Source organism: Pseudomonas sp. Irchel 3H9 (genome assembly GCF_900187495.1).
Lineage (GTDB): Bacteria > Pseudomonadota > Gammaproteobacteria > Pseudomonadales > Pseudomonadaceae > Aquipseudomonas > Aquipseudomonas sivasensis.
This window is the reverse complement of record NZ_FYDK01000008.1, coordinates 79381-97853: the sequence shown is the minus strand read 5'-3', so window position 1 is coordinate 97853 and position 18473 is coordinate 79381. Positions and strand designations below refer to the sequence as shown.

18 protein-coding genes are annotated in these 18473 nt (G+C 60.6%); 11 read left to right on the top strand and 7 right to left on the bottom strand.

From position 1 onward, the window contains the following. Positions 1–12 precede the first annotated feature (12 nt). Positions 13–1329, top strand: coding sequence for a bifunctional DedA family/phosphatase PAP2 family protein (locus CKW32_RS24420; protein WP_032884591.1), 1317 nt, complete (start codon positions 13–15; stop codon positions 1327–1329). Here the strand turns inward: CKW32_RS24420 and CKW32_RS24415 are convergent. From CKW32_RS24415 to CKW32_RS24405, 3 genes are read right to left on the bottom strand one after another with little or no spacing between them, the layout of a single operon-like run. Beyond that, positions 1323–1916, bottom strand: coding sequence for an LON peptidase substrate-binding domain-containing protein (locus CKW32_RS24415; protein WP_095186203.1), 594 nt, complete (start codon positions 1914–1916; stop codon positions 1323–1325). The two genes, CKW32_RS24420 and CKW32_RS24415, sit on opposite strands and share 7 nt — an antisense overlap. A 21-nt stretch (positions 1917–1937) precedes the next feature. Beyond that, the gene (locus CKW32_RS24410; RefSeq protein ID WP_032884589.1) at positions 1938–2654 is read right to left on the bottom strand and encodes an LrgB family protein; all 717 of its coding nucleotides are present in this window, start codon (positions 2652–2654) and stop codon (positions 1938–1940) included. After that, positions 2651–3004, bottom strand: coding sequence for a CidA/LrgA family protein (locus tag CKW32_RS24405; protein WP_032884588.1), 354 nt, complete (start codon positions 3002–3004; stop codon positions 2651–2653). Before CKW32_RS24405 ends, CKW32_RS24410 begins: the two co-directional genes overlap by 4 nt. A gap of 165 nt (positions 3005–3169) precedes the next feature. Here CKW32_RS24405 and CKW32_RS24400 point away from each other — a divergent pair, with 165 nt between their 5' ends. The 3 genes from CKW32_RS24400 to CKW32_RS24390 all read left to right on the top strand — a co-directional run bounded on the left by CKW32_RS24400 (position 3170) and on the right by CKW32_RS24390 (position 6120). Continuing rightward, positions 3170–3625, top strand: a complete 456-nt coding sequence (locus CKW32_RS24400) for a MaoC family dehydratase (protein ID WP_095186202.1) — start codon at positions 3170–3172, stop codon at positions 3623–3625. A gap of 105 nt (positions 3626–3730) precedes the next feature. Next, positions 3731–5449 (top strand): C13 family peptidase, encoded by a 1719-nt coding sequence (locus CKW32_RS24395; RefSeq protein ID WP_095186201.1) that lies wholly within the window; start codon positions 3731–3733, stop codon positions 5447–5449. Positions 5450–5478: 29 nt separating this feature from the next. After that, positions 5479–6120 (top strand): oxidoreductase, encoded by a 642-nt coding sequence (locus tag CKW32_RS24390; protein ID WP_032884585.1) that lies wholly within the window; start codon positions 5479–5481, stop codon positions 6118–6120. Positions 6121–6257: 137 nt separating this feature from the next. Here the strand turns inward: CKW32_RS24390 and CKW32_RS24385 are convergent, their stop codons facing one another. The 4 genes from CKW32_RS24385 to CKW32_RS24370 all read right to left on the bottom strand — a co-directional run bounded on the left by CKW32_RS24385 (position 6258) and on the right by CKW32_RS24370 (position 10491). Continuing rightward, complete coding sequence (locus CKW32_RS24385; RefSeq protein WP_032884584.1) at positions 6258–6542, bottom strand: YceK/YidQ family lipoprotein; 285 nt, start codon at positions 6540–6542, stop codon at positions 6258–6260. Next, positions 6535–7164, bottom strand: coding sequence for a flavin prenyltransferase UbiX (ubiX, locus tag CKW32_RS24380; protein ID WP_032884583.1), 630 nt, complete (start codon positions 7162–7164; stop codon positions 6535–6537). Before ubiX ends, CKW32_RS24385 begins: the two co-directional genes overlap by 8 nt. After that, positions 7161–8510: a UDP-N-acetylmuramate:L-alanyl-gamma-D-glutamyl-meso-diaminopimelate ligase gene (gene mpl, locus CKW32_RS24375; RefSeq protein ID WP_032884582.1), complete on the bottom strand. Its 1350-nt coding sequence runs from the start codon at positions 8508–8510 to the stop codon at positions 7161–7163. Before mpl ends, ubiX begins: the two co-directional genes overlap by 4 nt. A gap of 79 nt (positions 8511–8589) precedes the next feature. Further along, positions 8590–10491 carry a sigma-54-dependent Fis family transcriptional regulator gene (locus CKW32_RS24370; RefSeq protein WP_095186200.1) on the bottom strand — a complete coding sequence of 634 codons (1902 nt, stop codon included), beginning with the start codon at positions 10489–10491 and terminating at the stop codon, positions 8590–8592. 272 nt (positions 10492–10763) lie between these two features. On the opposite strand from CKW32_RS24370, the gene CKW32_RS24365 reads away from it, so the two are divergent. The 7 genes from CKW32_RS24365 to CKW32_RS24335 all read left to right on the top strand — a co-directional run bounded on the left by CKW32_RS24365 (position 10764) and on the right by CKW32_RS24335 (position 18469). Then, positions 10764–12284, top strand: coding sequence for an aldehyde dehydrogenase family protein (locus tag CKW32_RS24365; protein WP_032884580.1), 1521 nt, complete (start codon positions 10764–10766; stop codon positions 12282–12284). Between the two features lie 145 nt (positions 12285–12429). Further along, complete coding sequence (eat, locus tag CKW32_RS24360) at positions 12430–13863, top strand: ethanolamine permease (RefSeq protein ID WP_095186199.1); 1434 nt, start codon at positions 12430–12432, stop codon at positions 13861–13863. 52 nt (positions 13864–13915) lie between these two features. Continuing rightward, a complete protein-coding gene (locus CKW32_RS24355; protein ID WP_095186198.1) occupies positions 13916–15310 on the top strand; it encodes an ethanolamine ammonia-lyase subunit EutB in 1395 nt (464 codons plus the stop codon). Beyond that, entirely contained in the window at positions 15307–16140 is an 834-nt protein-coding gene (eutC, locus tag CKW32_RS24350) for an ethanolamine ammonia-lyase subunit EutC (RefSeq protein WP_032884577.1), read from the top strand. The genes CKW32_RS24355 and eutC overlap by 4 nt, the downstream gene beginning before the upstream one ends. Positions 16141–16231: 91 nt before the next feature. Continuing rightward, the gene (locus CKW32_RS24345; protein ID WP_032884576.1) at positions 16232–16690 is read left to right on the top strand and encodes an N-acetyltransferase; all 459 of its coding nucleotides are present in this window, start codon (positions 16232–16234) and stop codon (positions 16688–16690) included. A 300-nt stretch (positions 16691–16990) separates the two neighbouring features. Further along, positions 16991–17647, top strand: a complete 657-nt coding sequence (locus CKW32_RS24340) for a DedA family protein (RefSeq protein WP_032884575.1) — start codon at positions 16991–16993, stop codon at positions 17645–17647. Between the two features lie 6 nt (positions 17648–17653). After that, entirely contained in the window at positions 17654–18469 is an 816-nt protein-coding gene (locus CKW32_RS24335; RefSeq protein WP_032884574.1) for a zinc-dependent peptidase, read from the top strand. The last annotated feature ends 4 nt before the right edge of the window (positions 18470–18473 follow it).

Genomic DNA, 18473 nt, shown 5'->3' with positions numbered 1-18473 from the left:
GGAGTGACGTTTATGGGCCAATGGCTCGATAGCATTACCGGCTGGCTGACCCTGAACCCACAATGGCTGGCGGTGGCGGTGTTTATCGTCGCGTGCGTGGAATGCCTGGCGATTGCCGGTTTAATCGTACCGGGCACGGTATTGCTGTTCGCCATTGCCGCATTGGCCGGCAGCGGCGCGCTGTCGTTGAGTGAAACGCTGTTGCTGGGCTTTCTCGGCGGTTTGCTGGGCGATGGGGTTTCCTACTTCCTGGGCAGACATTTCCACCAGAACATCCGCCGCCTGCCCGGTCTGCGCCACCACCCCGAATGGATGAACGGTGCAGAGACCTACTTCCACAAGTACGGCATCGCCAGCCTGCTGGTCGGACGCTTCATCGGCCCCTTGCGCCCGATGCTGCCGATGGTGGCCGGCATGTGCGATATGCCGTTCCCACGCTTTGCGGCAGTGAGCGTCCTCGCCGCAGCCGGCTGGTCGGTGGCCTACTTGCTGCCGGGCTGGGCCACCGGCGCCGCGTTCCGCCTGCCATTACCGGAAGGCTTCTGGCCTGAGGCCGGCGTTGTCACGGCGTGCCTGGCGGTCCTGCTGGGGCTGGGTTTGAACAGCAGCCTGCGCGACCACCGGCGCACCACCTTGTGGATAGGTTGCGCCAGCCTGACGTTGTTGATCGCACTGTTTATCGGTTATCCACACCTGAATGATTTCGATCAGGGTCTTAGCGCACTGGTGCAGGAGCATCGCAGCGCCTGGCTGGATGAAGCCATGGTGATGGTCACCCAATTGGGTGAGTTCAAGAAGATGTTTGTCGCCAGCGCCGTCTTCACCGGGCTTTTGCTACTGGCTCGACAGTGGCGCCACGCCATCTTTGTGGGCGCCACACTGGCCGGATCGGCGGTAATCAACACCGGGAGCAAATTGTTTTTCGCCCGCGGCCGCCCTGAAATCCTTACCGACCCCCTGACCAGTTTCAGCATGCCCAGCGGCCATGCCTCCGGCGCCTTCGCGTTTTTCCTGGCGCTGGCGGTGCTGGCAGGTTGTGGCCAACCGACACGGCTGCGCCTGACGTGGATACTGCTGGGCTGCATTCCCGCCGCCTTTATCGCCTTGTCCCGAGTTTACCTGGGCGCCCACTGGCCCTCGGACATCCTGGCCGGCACGCTCCTGGCGATGACGGTGTGTGCCTTCAGCCTCACAGCCATCCAGCACCGCAGCCCACTGCCACCCTTGCGCAAAAAAACATGGTGGCTGCTGCTGCCTGCCATAGTGGCAGTCTTGAGCTTTATTGCACTCACCGGCACATCCCACGCACTGCTGCGCTACGCCTACTGAGTGAAAAGCTCTTCCTGTAGCTCATCAAGCAGCATCTGGATCGCATCCAGGCGCTGCTGCGGGTCGTCGAGTTGCAGCAGGTCGATCTTGTCGGCCTCGGTAAAGGGCAAGAGATAAGCAAGCTGATTGCCCAAGGCTTGCTGGCCCTCGGCGTGAGCGTCCATGTCCAGCGAAGAGACCATCGGATGCTCGGCCAGGGCCTGGAGCAATGCCAACAGATCAGCGTCCTCTTCGTCTAACGGCTGGTCCGGCTGCTCATCCAGCCATTGCACCTCGGCCACCAGCAACTGGTCTTTTTGCACGCCCGTATCGAGCACGCGAAAACGCCGCCCGCCTTCGACACGAATCCCCAGCAGGCCATTGTCCTGCTGCTTGAAGTCGCGAATCAGCGCTTCACAGCCGATCAGCGCGTAGCCGTCCGGAGCCATGCCTACTTCCTTGCCGTCAAGGATGCACACCACGCCGAAGCTTTCGCCCTTTTTCATGCAACGGCTGATCATGTCCAGGTAGCGCGCCTCGAACAGTTGCAGGTCGAGGGTGCAGCCAGGGAACAGCACGGTATTGAGCGGGAACAGCGCCAGACTCATAAAGGTTTCCTTAAACCTGGTTTAAACAATCACTGACACAGCCAACGGCAGGAACACCGCCGTGGCCACGCCCATCAGACTCATGGCCAGCGCCGCAAAGGCGCCACACTCTTCGCTCTCCTGCAGGGCCACCGAGGTGCCGACCGCGTGGGCGGTCATGCCCAACGCCATGCCACGCGCCTCGGGACTGTGCACACCCAGGCGCGAAAGTAACGCCGGCCCCACCATCGCCCCCACGACCCCAGTGATCAGCACAAACACCGCGGCCAGTGCCGCCACGCCGCCGATCTGCTCGGCCACCAGCATGGCGATCGGCGAGGTCACCGACTTGGGCGCCATGGTCATCAGCATCATGTGTTCAGCGCCGAACCACCAGCCGAGCAGCACACACAGGCCGGTAGCCAATACACCGCCTATCACCAGCGTAGTAAAAATTGGCCAAAATAATTGGCGAATGCGCCGCAGATTCAGATAAAGCGGCACCGCCAGCGCCACCGTGGCAGGCCCCAGCAGAATGCCCATGATCTCGGTGCTCTTGCGGTACTCGGCATAGCTCAGGCCGCAGGTGAGCAACACGCCGATCACCAGCAGCATGGAGACCAGCACCGGTTGCAGGAAGATCCAGCGGGTTTTCTCGAACCCCGCCAGCACCAGTTGATAGGCGCCCAGGGTAATACCGATACCGAACAGCGGGTGATGAATCACGGACGTCCACGCGCCATGCCAGTCGAAGATCATTGATCCTTCTCCTTGCGCTTGACCATCTGCTGCATCAGTACGCCAACGAATGCCATGGCGATCACCAGTGACAACACCAGCGCGCCGACGATGGCCCAAAAGTCAGCCGCGATGTCCTTGGCGTACACCATCACGCCGACTGCCGGCGGCACCAGCAGCAGTGGCAGATACCGCAACAGGCTGCCAGCGGCCAGGCTCAACGGCTCGCCCACCTCGCCACGCCAGATCAGGAAACCCAGCATCAGCAGCAGGCCAATGATTGGCCCCGGCAGAACCGGCAACAGCAAATGATTGATCGCCGTGCCGATCAACTGAAACAACACCAGCCATGTCAGACCACGTAACAGCATCCGCTTTCTCCCCCCTCTGAACTCGCCCGCATTATAAGCATGCCGGCCCTATGCATCGGCATTCGCCAAAAGCATGGTGGGTTGACCGGGCTGGTTGCCCGTGATGATCTACATTGGTTCTCTGTAATCCATAAAAACAGCATCGATGAACCAAGGAGAGACGCAATGCCCTATGCACCTGTAGCGCAGCTCAAAGATTATGTCGGCAAGGAACTGGGACGTTCCGAATGGCTCACCATCGACCAGGCACGTATCAACCTGTTCGCAGAAGCCACTGGCGACCATCAGTTCATCCACGTCGACCCGGTCAAGGCTGCGCAAACGCCGTTCGGCAGCACCATTGCCCACGGTTTCCTGTCGCTGTCGCTGATACCCAAGCTGATGGAAGACATCCTGATCATGCCCGAAGGCCTGAAGATGGCGGTCAACTATGGCTTGGACACCGTGCGCTTTATCCAGCCGGTCAAGGTCAACTCCAAGGTGCGCTTGAACGTGATCCTCACTGACGTCACCGAGAAAAAGCCCGGCCAGTGGCTGTTAAAGGCCACTGCCACACTGGAGATCGAAGGCCAGGAAAAACCGGCCTACATTGCCGAGTCGCTTTCACTCTGTTTCGTGTAAGGCCATCCCTGTGGTGAGAGGCTGAAACTCACCACGGGGTATGTAAATTTATGTATGAAACTCGCAGCTGCGGCATACTCGGCGCTCAAATATCCGGATCCCGCTATGCGCCCACTCGCCCCCCTTGCCCTTGCCCTGTTGCTCACCGCTTGCGGAGACGGCGAATCGCTGTTGCCGCCCGATGCGCGCCTGCCCGACGGCGGCCGCTATCGGGGCGATGTGGTCAACGGCCTGCTGCAAGGCCAGGGCCGTGTGGACTACCCCAACGGCAGTTGGTACGCCGGCGCGTTCGACAAAGGCCAGTGGCACGGCCAGGGCGAGTGGCATGGCAGCAACGGCGAAGTCTATAAAGGCCAGTTCCAGCAAGGCCTGTTCGATGGACAGGGCAGCCTGACCACCGCAGCCAGCCAGTATGTCGGCGGGTTCCGCAACGGTCGGCGCAACGGCGAAGGCACCCTCAAAGAGGGGCAAATGACCTATCGCGGCGAATTCAAAGACGATCAGTATTCCGGTCTCGGCCGCCTGGAGCTGGCCGACGGCAGCCAATACCAGGGCCAGTTCGCCCACGGCAAGCCGAACGGCGAAGGCCAGCGCAACGACGACAGCGGCAATCAGTTCAGTGGTCGCTTCGTCGATGGCCAGTTGGAGGGCAACGGCACCTTCAACAGCGCCGACGGCGACATCTATGTCGGTCAGTTCAAGCAGAACCAACTCAACGGCAAGGGCCGCTATGAAAACGCTGACGGCGACGTGTGGATCGGCCAGTTCAAGGAAGGCGCGCTCAGCGGTAAGGGCGAACTGATCGGCGTGGATGGCAGCCACTACGTCGGCTATTTCAGCGATTGGCGCTTTACCGGAGAAGGCCGCCTGAACCTGACCGACGGCAGCTTCTACATCGGCGGCTTCGACAGCGACAACTATCAGGGACGCGGCACGCTGGTCCTCGCCGACGGCACGGTGCAGGCCGGCACCTGGGTCAACGGCATGCGCGTGCGTGACGCGGACGGCACATTGTTGCCTGACCCACTGGAGATCGGCGTGCTGGCCCAAGGGCATTTGCTCGATGCTGCCTTTGCCGCCGTGCCCGCCTCCACCCCTGCCGTGGAGTTGTACACCCTGGCGGTGGCCGGCGACGGCAAACAAAGCGTGTTCCTGCGCGAAGCCGATTACGTCAGCAACATGCTCGCCACCCGCTTCGGCGCACGTGGGCAGATCCGTTTGGTCAACCACCGCGACCATATCGCCGACCGCCCCCTGGCCACCCGCGAAAGCTTGCGCCGTGCCGTGCAAACCCTGGCCGAGCGCACAGGCCCGGAAGACCTGGTGTTTATCTACATGACCAGCCACGGCACCCACGAACACGAACTGGTGCTGGATCAGCCGCGCATGGAGCTGGCCGATTTGCCCGCCGATGAGCTGGCCGCCGTGCTGACACCGCTGAAAAACCGCGACAAGATCATCGTAATTTCCGCCTGCTATTCCGGCGGTTTTATCCCGGCACTCAAAGACGACCGTACGCTGATTATGACCGCGTCCCGCGCCGACCGCGTGTCCTTCGGTTGCTCCGAAGAGGCCGACTTCACCTACTTCGGCGACGCCCTCTTCGCCCAAGCCTTCAACCAGACCGACGACTTGCAGCAAGCCTTCAAGCTGGCACAGCTGCATGTGAGCGAGCGCGAACAGGCCGACAATTTCGAAGCGTCCGAACCGCAGATCTGGGCCCCCAAAGGCGTGATTGCCCACTGGCAACTTTTACGTAAACAGCAGGCACGAAAGGCGCTCGAAAGCGTCTCAATGAATAGCAAGGAAGCCAAAGGCAACTAAGCTGCAACGTGTAACAAGGGGGAAACACTATGTACCTGACACCTCAGCATATCTTGCTCGCAGGGGCCTCCGGCCTCACTGGCGAACACCTGCTCGACCGCCTGCTCAACGAACCCACCGTGACCCGCGTGCTCGCGCCGAGCCGCAAGCCATTGGCCGAACATCCACACCTGGAAAACCCGGTGGGCGACCCAGCGGTGTTCCTGCCGCAACTGAGCGGCCGGGTGGATATCGCCTTCTGCTGCCTGGGCACCACAATCAAAAAAGCGGGCTCGGAAGAGGCCTTCCGTGCGGTTGACCTGGATATGGTCGTCGCCTTCGCCAAGCGCGCACGGGAAATGGGCGCACGGCACCTGATCGTGATCAGCGCGATTGGCGCCGATCCGAAATCTTCGATTTTCTACAACCGAGTCAAAGGGGAAATGGAGCAAGCACTCAAGGCCCAAGACTGGCCGCAACTGACCATCGTGCGACCGTCGCTGTTATTGGGCGAGCGGCTGGAACCCCGTTTGGCCGAACAACTGGCAGGGCCGCTGTCACGGCTGATTCCCGGCAAGTACCGAGGCATCGAAGTGTGTGAACTGGCCCGGGCCATGTGGCGCCTGGCGCTGGAAGAGCAGAATGGGGTGCGGATCGTAGAGTCGGACGAACTGCGCAAGCTCGGTAAATAAAGCCGAACACAAAGCAAAATGTGGGAGGGGGCTTGCTCCCGATGGCGGAGGGTCAGTCAACATATTGGGTGACTGATACACCGCTATCGGGGGCAAGCCCCCTCCCACATTGGTTTTGTATTGCCTTCGGGTCAGCGCTAGAGCCCGCCTGTGGCGTTAAATCCCACTCCTAGCACCGTCAACACCGACAGCGGCAACAGCAAAGTGTCGAGCAACGCACTGGCCGGCAGGTCGACACCGGGATAGCTCGGCGCCTCAGCACCAAACCGATCCTTGGCGCAGCAACCTCCATTCATTGCGTACAAGTCCAACCGCGTGCCGGCATACACCACCGGCGCGCCGGGCTGCGCAGCGTCCAGCGTACGTGCGGTGGCGCAGCCGCCCAATTGCAACGCCAGTATCACCAACAGTGCCTTATTCATCGCTGCTCAAATGGTGTTCGCCCCAACGCGGCAGCATGTCCTGTGGAATATTCAGCAGGTTGAGAATCCGCGCCACCACAAAATCCACCAGGTCATCGATGGTCTGCGGCTGATGATAAAAGCCCGGCGACGCAGGCAAGATGGTCACGCCCATGTTCGACAACTTGAGCATGTGTTCCAGATGAATGCTCGAATACGGCGCCTCGCGCGGCACCAGGATCAACTGGCGGCGCTCCTTCAATGTCACGTCTGCCGCGCGCTCGATCAGGTTATTGCAGGCCCCGGTGGCAATCGCCGACAAGGTGCCGGTGGAGCACGGCACAACAACCATTGCCGCCGGTGCACCGGAGCCCGAGGCCACCGGCGACATCCAATCTTCTTTGCCGTAAACCTTGATCTGCCCCGGCGCCGCACCGGTGTACTCGGTGAGGAAGGCCTGCATCATCTGCACCTTGGGAGGCAGTGCCACGTCGGTCTCGGTCGCCATCACCAACTGCGCGGCCTTGGAGATCAGGAAGTGCACCTCGCGATCTTCACGCACCAGGCAGTCAAGCAGACGCAGGCCGTAGGGCGCGCCCGAGGCACCGGTCATCGCCAGGGTGACGCGTTCCGGCCCGCTCATTTCAGCGCCTCGGCCAGTTTGCCGTGCAAGCCGCCGAAGCCGCCGTTGCTCATGACCACCACATGGGTGCCAGGCTTGGCCTGCTGCTTGACGAACTCAATGATGCCCTCGATGGAATCACAGACTTTCGACGGCACCGTGCACTGGGCCGCAATCGCCGGCAAGTCCCAGCCAAGATTGGTCGGGGCGTACCACACCACCTGGTCGGCATCGTTGACGCTTTCCGGCAGGCCGTCGCGGTGTGCACCGAGCTTCATGGAGTTTGAGCGCGGCTCGACAATAGCAATGATCGGGGCATCGCCAACGCGCTTGCGCAGTCCGTCAAGGGTGGTGGCAATGGCGGTTGGGTGGTGGGCAAAGTCGTCGTAGATGGTAATCCCATTCACGTCGGCGACTTTTTCCATGCGGCGTTTTACGCTTTTGAATGCGCTCAGCGCAGCAATGCCCATGGAAGGCACCACGCCCACATGCCGTGCGGCAGCCAGGGTGACCAAGGCATTGGCAACGTTGTGCTGACCAGTCATGTCCCACTCGACGATGCCTTGGGCCTCACCCTCAAACAGCACTTCAAACCTGGAACCGTCTTCACTGAGCAACTTGACCTGCCATTGCCCACCCGCACCGGTGGTTTGCACCGGTGTCCAACAGCCCATCTCGATCACGCGCTGCAAAGCCGGCTCGGTAGTCGGGTAGATGACCAGGCCTTCGCTTGGGATAGTGCGCACCAAATGGTGGAACTGCCGCTCGATAGCGGGCAGATCGGGGAAGATGTCCGCATGATCAAACTCAAGGTTATTGAGGATCGCCGTGCGCGGACGGTAGTGGACAAACTTGGAGCGCTTGTCGAAGAAGGCGCTGTCGTATTCGTCAGCTTCGATCACAAAGAACGGCGTGTCGCCCAGGCGCGCGGAGACCGAGAAATTTTGCGGCACGCCGCCGATCAGGAAGCCAGGACTCATGCCCGCGTGCTCCAGCACCCAGGCCAGCATGCTGCTGGTAGTGGTCTTGCCGTGGGTACCGGCAACGGCCAGTACCCAGCGGCCTTGCAGCACATGATCGGCCAGCCATTGCGGGCCGGAGACGTACGGTAAACCTTTGTTGAGCACGTACTCGACGGCCGGGTTGCCACGGGACATAGCATTGCCGATCACCACCAGATCCGGCACCGGGTCGAATTGCGCCGGATCGTAACCCTGGGTCAGTTCAATGCCCTGCGCTTCGAGTTGCGTGCTCATGGGCGGGTAAACATTGGCATCGGAGCCTGTCACGTGATGGCCCAGCTCTTTAGCCAGAACCGCCATCGAACCCATGAAGGTGCCGCAAATACCAAGAATATGAATGTGCATAGTCGACCTCGTAAACATCGAGGCAGGTTAGCGCAGGGGGGCGAAAATCGCACTCTTTAGCTGTAGGACCAAACCACGATCACCCGGGCAGAGACGCGCGTGCGATGCCGTGCCGGCGCAGCTTTCTATACAACGTATTGCGGCTGACCCCCAGTTGCTCCGCCGTATGGGACATGTGCCAGCGCTGTTGTTCCAAGGCCGTTAGCAAGGCAAGTCGCTCGGCGTCTTCCAGGGGCGACTCGGCGGGCTTAGCCTCAACCACCGGTTGCGGCCGGGCCTGGCGGATCGACGCGGGCAAATCTTCAAGGCCCACGCGCCCGTCGTCACACAGCGCCGCCAACGTACGCAGCACCGTGCGCAGTTGTCGGACGTTACCGGGCCAGGCAAAGGTCAACAACGCCGAACGCGCCGCCGGCTCAAGTTGTACAGTCTGCCCGCCCGCCTCTTCAGCCAGCAGAAAATCCAGCAACTGAGATTTATCGCTGCGCTCACGCAGCGGAGGCAACCCAACTTCCAGCCCGTTGAGCCGGTAATACAAGTCCTCACGGAAACTGCCGTCCTGGACACGCCCCAGCAAGTTGCGGTGCGTCGCGCTGATAATTCTGACGTTAACCGCCTGAGGCTCACCGCCGATAGGCACCACCATGCGGTCCTCCAGAACCCTTAATAAGCGGGTTTGCAGAGCCAGAGGCATATCACCGATTTCATCGAGGAACAGAGTGCCGCCGTCGGCCTGTTGCAACTTACCTTGCATGCCCTCCTTCCGCGCGCCAGTGAAACTGCCACCGCGATAGCCGAACAGCTCGCTTTCGATCAGGCTTTCCGGGATGGCGGCACAGTTGAGGGCGACGAAGGCTTTGTCGGCACGCTGGCTGGCATGGTGCACGGCCTTGGCGAAGGCTTCTTTACCGCTGCCGGTTTCCCCATTAATCAGTAGCGGCACATCTCGCTCGAATACCCGCAGCGCCTTGCGAAAATCATTTTGCAACGCCGGATCACCCAGGCAGATGCCAGCCAGGCGGGCGGGCTCAGCCTTCGCGATGGGTAAAGACACGCTGCGTGGCTGACCACGCAGTGCGGCAAATAAGCGCCGCCCATCGCGGGTGCGCAGTGGCCAACTGGCGGTCGCATTGGCACTGGCGCGACCGAGTAATTGATCCAGAGAACAGTCGAAGAACGCCTCCACCGGCTGACCCAGCAGGTTTCCTCGAACCTGCCCTAGCAGATTCAGCGCGCTCTGGTTCATCGCGCAAATGCGCCCTTCGCCATCAAACGCCAGCAACCCTTCGCTGAACAGGCCCACGGACTCGGCCTGCAGATGAAAGCGCAACAGCCAGTGGTGCTCGAAATGGCGCAGGAAGTAGCAGCTCTCGATCATCTTCGCTGACAGGTTCACCAGCGCCATGGTGTGAAACTGACTCTGGCGCGATACCGCTTCCCGGGCTGACGACACGTCCAGCACCGCCAGCAATTCACCATGGGGGTCGAACACCGGGCTCGCCGAGCAGGTCAGACCGGTGTGGCGGCCACGGAAGTGTTCATCGCGATGAATGGTCAGGGACTGACGCTCCACCAGGCAGGTGCCGATGCCATTGGTCCCTTCGCAGGCTTCACTCCAATCGGCACCGAGCCACAGACCGGCGCGCTCGAAAATCTTGCGCTCGGACGGCGCGGTGACACAGTTGAGGATCACTCCGCGCGCATCGGTCAGCAGTACCGCGTGGCCGGCACCGGAGAGCTGCTGGTGCAGGCTATTCATCTCACTGCCGGCGATGTGCAGCACTTGCTGCAGACGCTCGCGGCTTTCCAACAGGCGCCCGTGTTCAAGCACGGTGGGTGCGATGGTCTGCGCGGGATCCAGGTGGTAATCCTCCAGGCACCGCAGCCAGGAACGGGCGATGGACGGATCGCTGGAGGGGTCACGGCCACGTGCCACGGTGAGGACTTGCTGGGCATGGCGACTGAAATGATCGTTGTGCATGTTCTTATTATTCTCCCTGCGTGAGAGCGTCCAGCATCCCCCAGCCCTGCAAGAGATGCAATCCCGTGCAGACCCACCGGTCACAGGCTGTACCGTTTATGGCACAAAGTGTCACCCAGGCTGTGCCAGGCGTGTGACAGCAATGCCTTTCAACAAACCTCAACCCCTTGATTTACCTGGCCCTCAAGGCAGTGGCCCGACCTTTGCTCTACGCTTTACCAAGCGCTTGAGCGCTGCACTCCAATAAACATAAAAGCCAGGAGATACCCACCATGCGTTACGCACACCCCGGTACTGAAGGCGCGATCGTTTCGTTCAAGGCCAAGTACGGCAACTACATTGGTGGCGAATTCGTTGCGCCGGTCGACGGCAACTATTTCACCAACACCTCGCCGGTCAACGGCAAGCCCATCGCCGAATTCCCGCGCTCCACTGCCAAAGACATCGACAAGGCCCTCGACGCCGCCCACGCCGCCGCTGACGCCTGGGGCAAGACCTCGGCCCAGGACCGCTCGCTGGTGCTGCTGAAAATCGCCGACCGCATCGAACAGAACCTCGAACTGCTGGCCATTACCGAAACCTGGGACAACGGCAAAGCCGTGCGTGAAACCCTCAACGCCGATATCCCGCTGGCCGCCGACCACTTCCGCTACTTTGCCGGCTGCATCCGCGCCCAAGAAGGCACCAGCGCCGAGATCAACGAACACACCGCGTCCTATCACTTCCACGAGCCTCTGGGCGTGGTTGGTCAGATCATCCCGTGGAACTTCCCGCTGCTGATGGCCGCCTGGAAACTCGCCCCGGCCCTGGCGGCCGGTAACTGCGTGGTGCTCAAGCCCGCCGAACAAACCCCGCTGGGCATCAACGTGCTGATGGAAGTCATCGGCGACCTGCTGCCACCGGGCGTGCTGAACGTAGTACACGGTTTCGGCAAAGAAGCCGGCGAAGCTCTGGCCACCAGCAAACGCATCGCCAAGATCGCCTTCACCGGCTCCACCCCGGTGGGTTCGCACATCATGCATGCGGCGGCGGAGAACATTATTCCGTCCACCGTTGAGCTGGGCGGCAAGTCGCCGAACATCTTCTTCGCCGACATCATGAAAGCCGAACCGTCCTTCATCGAGAAAGCCGCCGAAGGCCTGGTGCTGGCGTTCTTCAACCAGGGCGAGGTGTGCACCTGCCCATCCCGTGCGCTGGTGGAAGAGTCGATCTACGACGACTTCATGAAAGTGGTGATGAAGAAAATCGAGCAGATCAAACGCGGTGACCCGCTGGACACCGACACCATGGTCGGCGCCCAGGCGTCCGAGCAGCAGTTCGACAAGATCCTGTCTTACCTGGAAATCGCCAAGGGCGAAGGCGCGCAGTTGCTCACCGGCGGCAAGGTGGAGCAGCTTACCGGCGACATGGCCGGCGGTTATTACATCCAGCCGACGCTGCTCAAGGGCACCAACGAAATGCGTGTGTTCCAGGAGGAAATCTTCGGCCCAGTGGTGAGCATCACCACCTTTAAGGACGAAGCCGAAGCCCTGGCCATTGCCAACGACACCGAGTTCGGCCTGGGCGCCGGCGTGTGGACCCGCGACATCAACCGCGCCTACCGCATGGGCCGGGCGATCAAGGCGGGCCGAGTGTGGACCAACTGCTACCACCTGTACCCGGCGCATGCCGCGTTCGGTGGCTACAAGAAGTCCGGTGTGGGCCGCGAGACACACAAGATGATGTTGGACCACTACCAGCAGACCAAGAACTTGCTGGTGAGTTACGACATTAATCCGCTGGGCTTCTTCTAACTAACATCCCCTCCCACTTTTGAAACAAGGTCAATGATGGGAGGGGGGTTTCCCCTCCCACACTTAGATCGTCACAAGTACTTGCGAATAGCATTCGGCACACAGAGGCCGAGTTAAAAACAATAACAACGAAAGGTACTTCTTCATGCCTAGCGAACCGACTGGATCTTCTGTCGACTTCGAAAAAGTCGACTCCCAATACTTCCAACAACGCGAACTTAAAAAAGGCGCCGCCGGCTGGGTGCTGTTAGTTGGGCTCGGCGTTGCCTACGTTATTTCCGGCGACTACGCCGGCTGGAACTTTGGCCTCGCCCAGGGTGGCTGGGGCGGTATGTTCCTCGCCACATTGCTGATGGCCACCATGTACCTGTGCATGTGTTTCTCCCTGGCCGAACTGTCTTCGATGATCCCTACCGCTGGCGGTGGCTACGGCTTTGCTCGCAGTGCCTTCGGGCCTTGGGGCGGTTTTCTCACGGGCACGGCCATTCTGATCGAATACGCCATAGCCCCCGCCGCCATCGCGGTGTTTATCGGCGCTTACTGCGAGTCGCTGTTCGGCATTGGCGGTTGGATGATCTACTTGGCGTTCTACATCATCTTTATCGGTATCCACATCTTTGGCGTTGGCGAAGCCTTGAAGCTGATGTTTGTCATCACTGCCATCGCCGCGATTGCACTGGGCGTGTTCCTGGTGTCGATGGTGCCGCACTTCAACGTCGCCAACTTGCTGGATATTCCGGTGACCGAGGCCAAGGGCGCCAGCACCTTCCTGCCGTTTGGCTACGTCGGCGTGTGGGCGGCAATTCCCTACGCGATCTGGTTTTTCCTCGCCGTAGAAGGCGTGCCGCTGGCCGCCGAAGAAACCAAGAACCCCAAGCGCGACCTGCCTCGTGGCCTGATCGGCGCCATTGTGGTGCTGACCAGCTTTGCCTTGTTGATCCTGGTGATTGCACCGGGCGGCGCGGGCACTTACGCGTTGATCAAATCCGGGAACCCGCTGGTGGAAGCGCTGGCGTTGTCCTACGGCGGTTCGACCTGGATGGGCAGCTTCGTCAACCTGGTTGGCTTGGCCGGACTGATCGCCAGCTTTTTCTCGATTATCTATGCCTATTCGCGGCAGATCTTCGCCTTGTCCCGTGCCGGCTACCTGCCGCGCAAGCTGTCTGAGACCAACAAGAGCAAGGCACCGGTACTGGCGCTGGTGATCCCCGGCATTGTCGGTTTCGGCCTGTCGCTGACAGGCCAGGGGGATTTGCTGATCCTGGTGGCGGTGTTTGGCGCGACCATTTCCTACGTACTGATGATGGCCGCGCACATAACCCTACGCATCCGTCGCCCCAAAATGGACCGTCCTTACCGCACGCCGGGTGGCATTTTCACTTCAGGGGTTGCCTTGGTACTCGCCTGCGTGGCCGTCGTTGCGGGCTTTCTGGTGGATCCACGGGTGGTGATTGGCGCCGCGATCATCTATGGAGTATTAATTGCTTACTTTGCTTTCTACAGCCGGCATCACTTGGTAGCAGGCACGCCCGAAGAGGAATTCGCGGCAATCCAGGCCGCAGAGGCCGCCTTGCACTAACTGCCGTAAACCTCGACGCGGGCTGCTGCCCGCGTCGTCAAGGAGACACTGTATGGCAAGCTTTTCCCACGCGGTGGGTGCACAAACCTACCGCTTCGACAGCCTCAAGGACGTGATGGCCAAGGCCAGTCCCGCGCGCTCCGGAGACTTTCTCGCCGGCGTCGCCGCGCAGAACGACGGTGAGCGGGTGGCGGCGCAAATGGCGCTGGCAAATATCCCGTTGAAACACTTCCTCGAAGAAGCGCTGATCCCCTATGAAAGCGATGAAGTCACCCGACTGATCATCGACACCCACGACAAACAGGCTTTCGCCGTTGTCAGTCACCTGACCGTCGGTGGCCTGCGCGACTGGCTGCTCAGCGACGCTGCCGATGAACATTCCCTACGCGCCTTGGCGCCGGGTCTGACACCGGAAATGGCTGCTGCGGTGTCCAAGATCATGCGCGTGCAGGACTTGGTACTCGTGGCACAGAAGATCCGCGTCGTCACCCAGTTTCGCGGCACCATGGGCCTGCGCGGTCGCCTGTCGACCCGCCTGCAACCGAACCACCCGACCGACGAGCCGGCGGGCATCGCTGCGAGCATTCTCGACGGCCTGTTGTACGGTAACGGCGACGCCATGATCGGCATCAACCCGGCCACCGACAGCATCGCCTCGATCTGCGCGATGCTGGAGATGCTCGACGCCATCATCCAGCGCTACGAAATCCCCACCCAGGCCTGTGTGCTGACCCACGTCACCACCTCCATCGAAGCCATCAACCGCGGCGTGCCGCTGGATCTGGTGTTCCAGTCGATTGCCGGCACCGAAGCGGCCAACGCCAGTTTCGGCATCAACCTGAATGTGCTGCAGGAAGGCTACGACGCGGGCTTGAGCTTGAACCGAGGCACTCTGGGCCAAAACCTGATGTATTTCGAAACCGGCCAGGGCAGCGCCTTGTCGGCCAATGCGCATTTTGGCGTTGACCAGCAAACCTGCGAAACCCGCGCCTATGCCGTGGCACGGCATTTCAAACCGTTTCTGGTAAACACGGTGGTCGGGTTTATCGGCCCCGAGTACCTGTACAACGGCAAGCAGATCATCCGTGCCGGCCTGGAAGACCACTTCTGCGGCAAATTGCTGGGTGTACCGATGGGTTGCGACATCTGTTACACCAACCACGCCGAAGCCGACCAGGACGACATGGACACCCTGCTGACCCTGCTGGGCGTGGCCGGGATCAACTTCATCATGGGTATCCCCGGCTCCGACGACATCATGCTCAACTACCAGACCACCTCGTTCCACGACGCCTTGTACGCTCGCCAGACGTTGGGTTTAAAGCCGGCACCGGAGTTTGAACAGTGGCTGGCAAAAATGGGCATTTTTACGCAAGCCGACGGAAAGGTGCGCTTCGGCAACAGCCTGCCACCGGCGTTTCGCCACGCCCTGGAGCAATTGGGATGAAGGAGCCGCCTGTGCAACTCGACCTGCCTGAAAACCCGTGGTTGGAACTGCGGCGCCTGACCCCGGCGCGTATTGCCTTGGGCCGTACCGGTACCAGCATTCCTACCAACGCCCAGCTTGATTTCCAATTTGCCCACGCCCAGGCGCGGGACGCGGTGCATCTGCCTTTCGACCATGCTGGCCTTAGCAGTCAACTGGCCGAACGTGGGCGTGACAGCCTGTTGCTGCACAGCGCCGCAACCGACCGGCATAGCTACTTGCAACGTCCGGATTTGGGGCGGCGCTTGAGCGACGAATCGGCACAGAGCCTGCGGGATTACGCGGCAGCGCATCCCGGCGGCGTGGACCTGGCGGTCGTGGTGGCTGATGGTCTGTCGGCGCTGGCGGTGCATAAACATACGTTGCCGTTTCTTACGCGCATGGAAGAACAAACCCACGCCGAAGGGTGGTCCTTGTCGCCGGTGATCCTGGTGGAACAGGGGCGCGTGGCGGTGGCCGACGAAATCGGGCAACTACTCGGCGCCAAAATGGTGGTGATCCTCATCGGCGAACGGCCGGGGCTCAGTTCGCCGGACAGTCTGGGGCTGTATTTCACATACAACCCTAAGATCGGACTCACCGATGCCTATCGCAATTGCATCTCCAACGTGCGCTTGGAAGGCTTGAGTTACGGGATGGCGGCCCATCGTTTGCTGTATTTGATGAAAGAGGCGTGTCGCCGGCAGCTCTCGGGGGTAAACCTCAAGGATGAGGCACAGCTGCAGACCATCGAGTCCGACGATCCGAACCTGATGAAAGGTAATTTCCTGCTCAGCCCACCGCAGGACTGATCCCGGCACGATTGCGCTTTTTGGCGTCTTTAGGCAGCATCAATTCACGGCCGCACGTGTGGTCATACCCATCTGGAAGTTGAGGCCTGGCATGCGGATTACTCAAGCGACCCTGGAACACCTGGACCTGTTGACCCCGCTGTTCGTCAAATACCGCGAGTTTTATGGGGCCTTGCCGTTCCCGGACTCATCGCGGGCTTTTTTGGAAAAGCGCCTGCGCCGCAAGGAGTCGGTGATTTACCTGGCCTTGGCCGATGATGACGACAAGAAGTTGCTTGGTTTTTGTCAGTTGTATCCGAGTTTTTCGTCGCTTTCGCTCAAGCGGGTGTGGATCCTCAATGACATCTACGTAGCCGAAGACGCGCGTCGGCAGCTGGTGGCGGATAACCTGATGCGCACCGCGAAAAAGATGGCCAAAGAGACGCACGCAGTGCGGCTGCGGGTGTCGACCAGCAGTGACAACCAAGTGGCGCAGAAGACGTACGAGTCAATCGGGTTTCGTGAAGACACCGAGTTCAAGAACTACACCTTGCCGATCAGCGAAGACTGACTCCCGGACACCGTAGACACCTTGTGGGAGGGGGCTTGCCCCCGATAGCGGTTTGTCAGTCAGACTATTTATAACTGACCCACCGCTTTCGCGAGCAAGCCCGCTCCCACATTGATTTCTGGCGATCTTCAGACCTCACGCCACGACATCCCCCGCTACAAAACCAACACGCTTTTCACCTCTCAATCCGTATAATGCGGACCTTTCAGGGTTGTAAGAAATGCGGCATACACTTGTAGCCTTATTACCCGAGCTTCCGCACAGGCCTGCTGAGCCGGGCCGTTCACACAGGTGCCATCCATGGATTTCAACCCGCTCGACCTTATCCTGCATCTCGACGTCTACCTCGACCTGCTGGTAACCAATTACGGTCCGTGGATCTACGCCATTCTGTTTCTGGTCATCTTTTGCGAAACCGGCCTGGTGGTCATGCCGTTCCTGCCAGGCGACTCTTTGCTGTTTATCGCCGGAGCCATCGCCGCAGGTGGCGGCATGGACCCGGTATTGCTGGGCGGCCTGTTGATGTTGGCGGCAATCCTCGGCGACAGCACCAACTACGTAATCGGACGAACAGCCGGAGAACGCCTGTTCAGTAACCCGAACTCGAAGATTTTCCGCCGCGACTATCTGCAAAAAACCCACGACTTCTACGACAAGCACGGCGGTAAAACCGTGACCCTGGCGCGCTTCCTGCCGATTCTGCGCACCTTTGCGCCGTTCGTGGCCGGCATCGCGAGAATGCCCTACCCACGGTTCTTCGGATTCAGCGTGCTGGGCACTATCCTCTGGGTCGGCGGCCTGGTGACCCTGGGCTACTTCTTCGGCAACGTGCCCTTTATCAAGAAAAACCTGTCGCTGCTGGTGGTGTTCATCATCCTGCTGTCCCTGGTGCCGATGATCATTGGCGTGTTCCGCAGCCGTTTTGGCCGCACTTCCTCCGAAGCCAAGCAGCAGTAACCTGCGATGTGGTCCCTCAGCGCCTGGCGTCGCCGGCGCCTGCTGGCCAAGCACCCGATTGCCGATGAAACCTGGCAACGGGTGCGCCACCACCTGACCTTCCTCGACGGTATCAGCGCCGAGCAGGACCAGTGGTTGCGCGAAGCCTGCGTGGTGTTTCTCGCCGAAAAACACCTCACCGCCCTGCCGGGCGTCGAGCTGCACCAGGAACAACGCCTGCTGCTCGCCGCTCAGGCGCAATTGCCACTGATGAACCTCGGCGACCTCGACTGGTATCAGGGCTTCCACGAAATCGTGTTGTACCCCGACGATTTCCTGAGCCCCCAGCGCCATCGAGACAGCAGCGGTATCGAACACGAGTGGGACGGCGAACACAGCGGTGAAGCCTGGCAGCAAGGCCCGGTGATCCTCGCCTGGCCGGGCGTACTCGCCAGCGGCCAGTGGGAGGGCTACAACCTGGTGATCCACGAACTGGCCCACAAACTCGACATGCTCAACGGCGACGCCAACGGCCTACCGCCGCTGCACCACGACATGCGCGTGCAGGAGTGGGCCAGCGTGATGCAAAGCGCTTATGACGATCTCAATCGCCAGTTGGACGCCAACCCGGACGCCGACACCGAGATCGACCCCTACGCCGCAGAAAACCCCGCGGAATTCTTTGCGGTCACCAGCGAATATTTTTTCAGCGCCCCGGATTTACTGGTCCGCACTTATCCACAGGTGTATGCCCAACTCAGTCGCTTTTATCGCCAAGACCCCTTGGCCCGCCTGACCCATCTGCAAGCCCACGACCCGCGTTATCAGCCACAAGACGAATGACCGT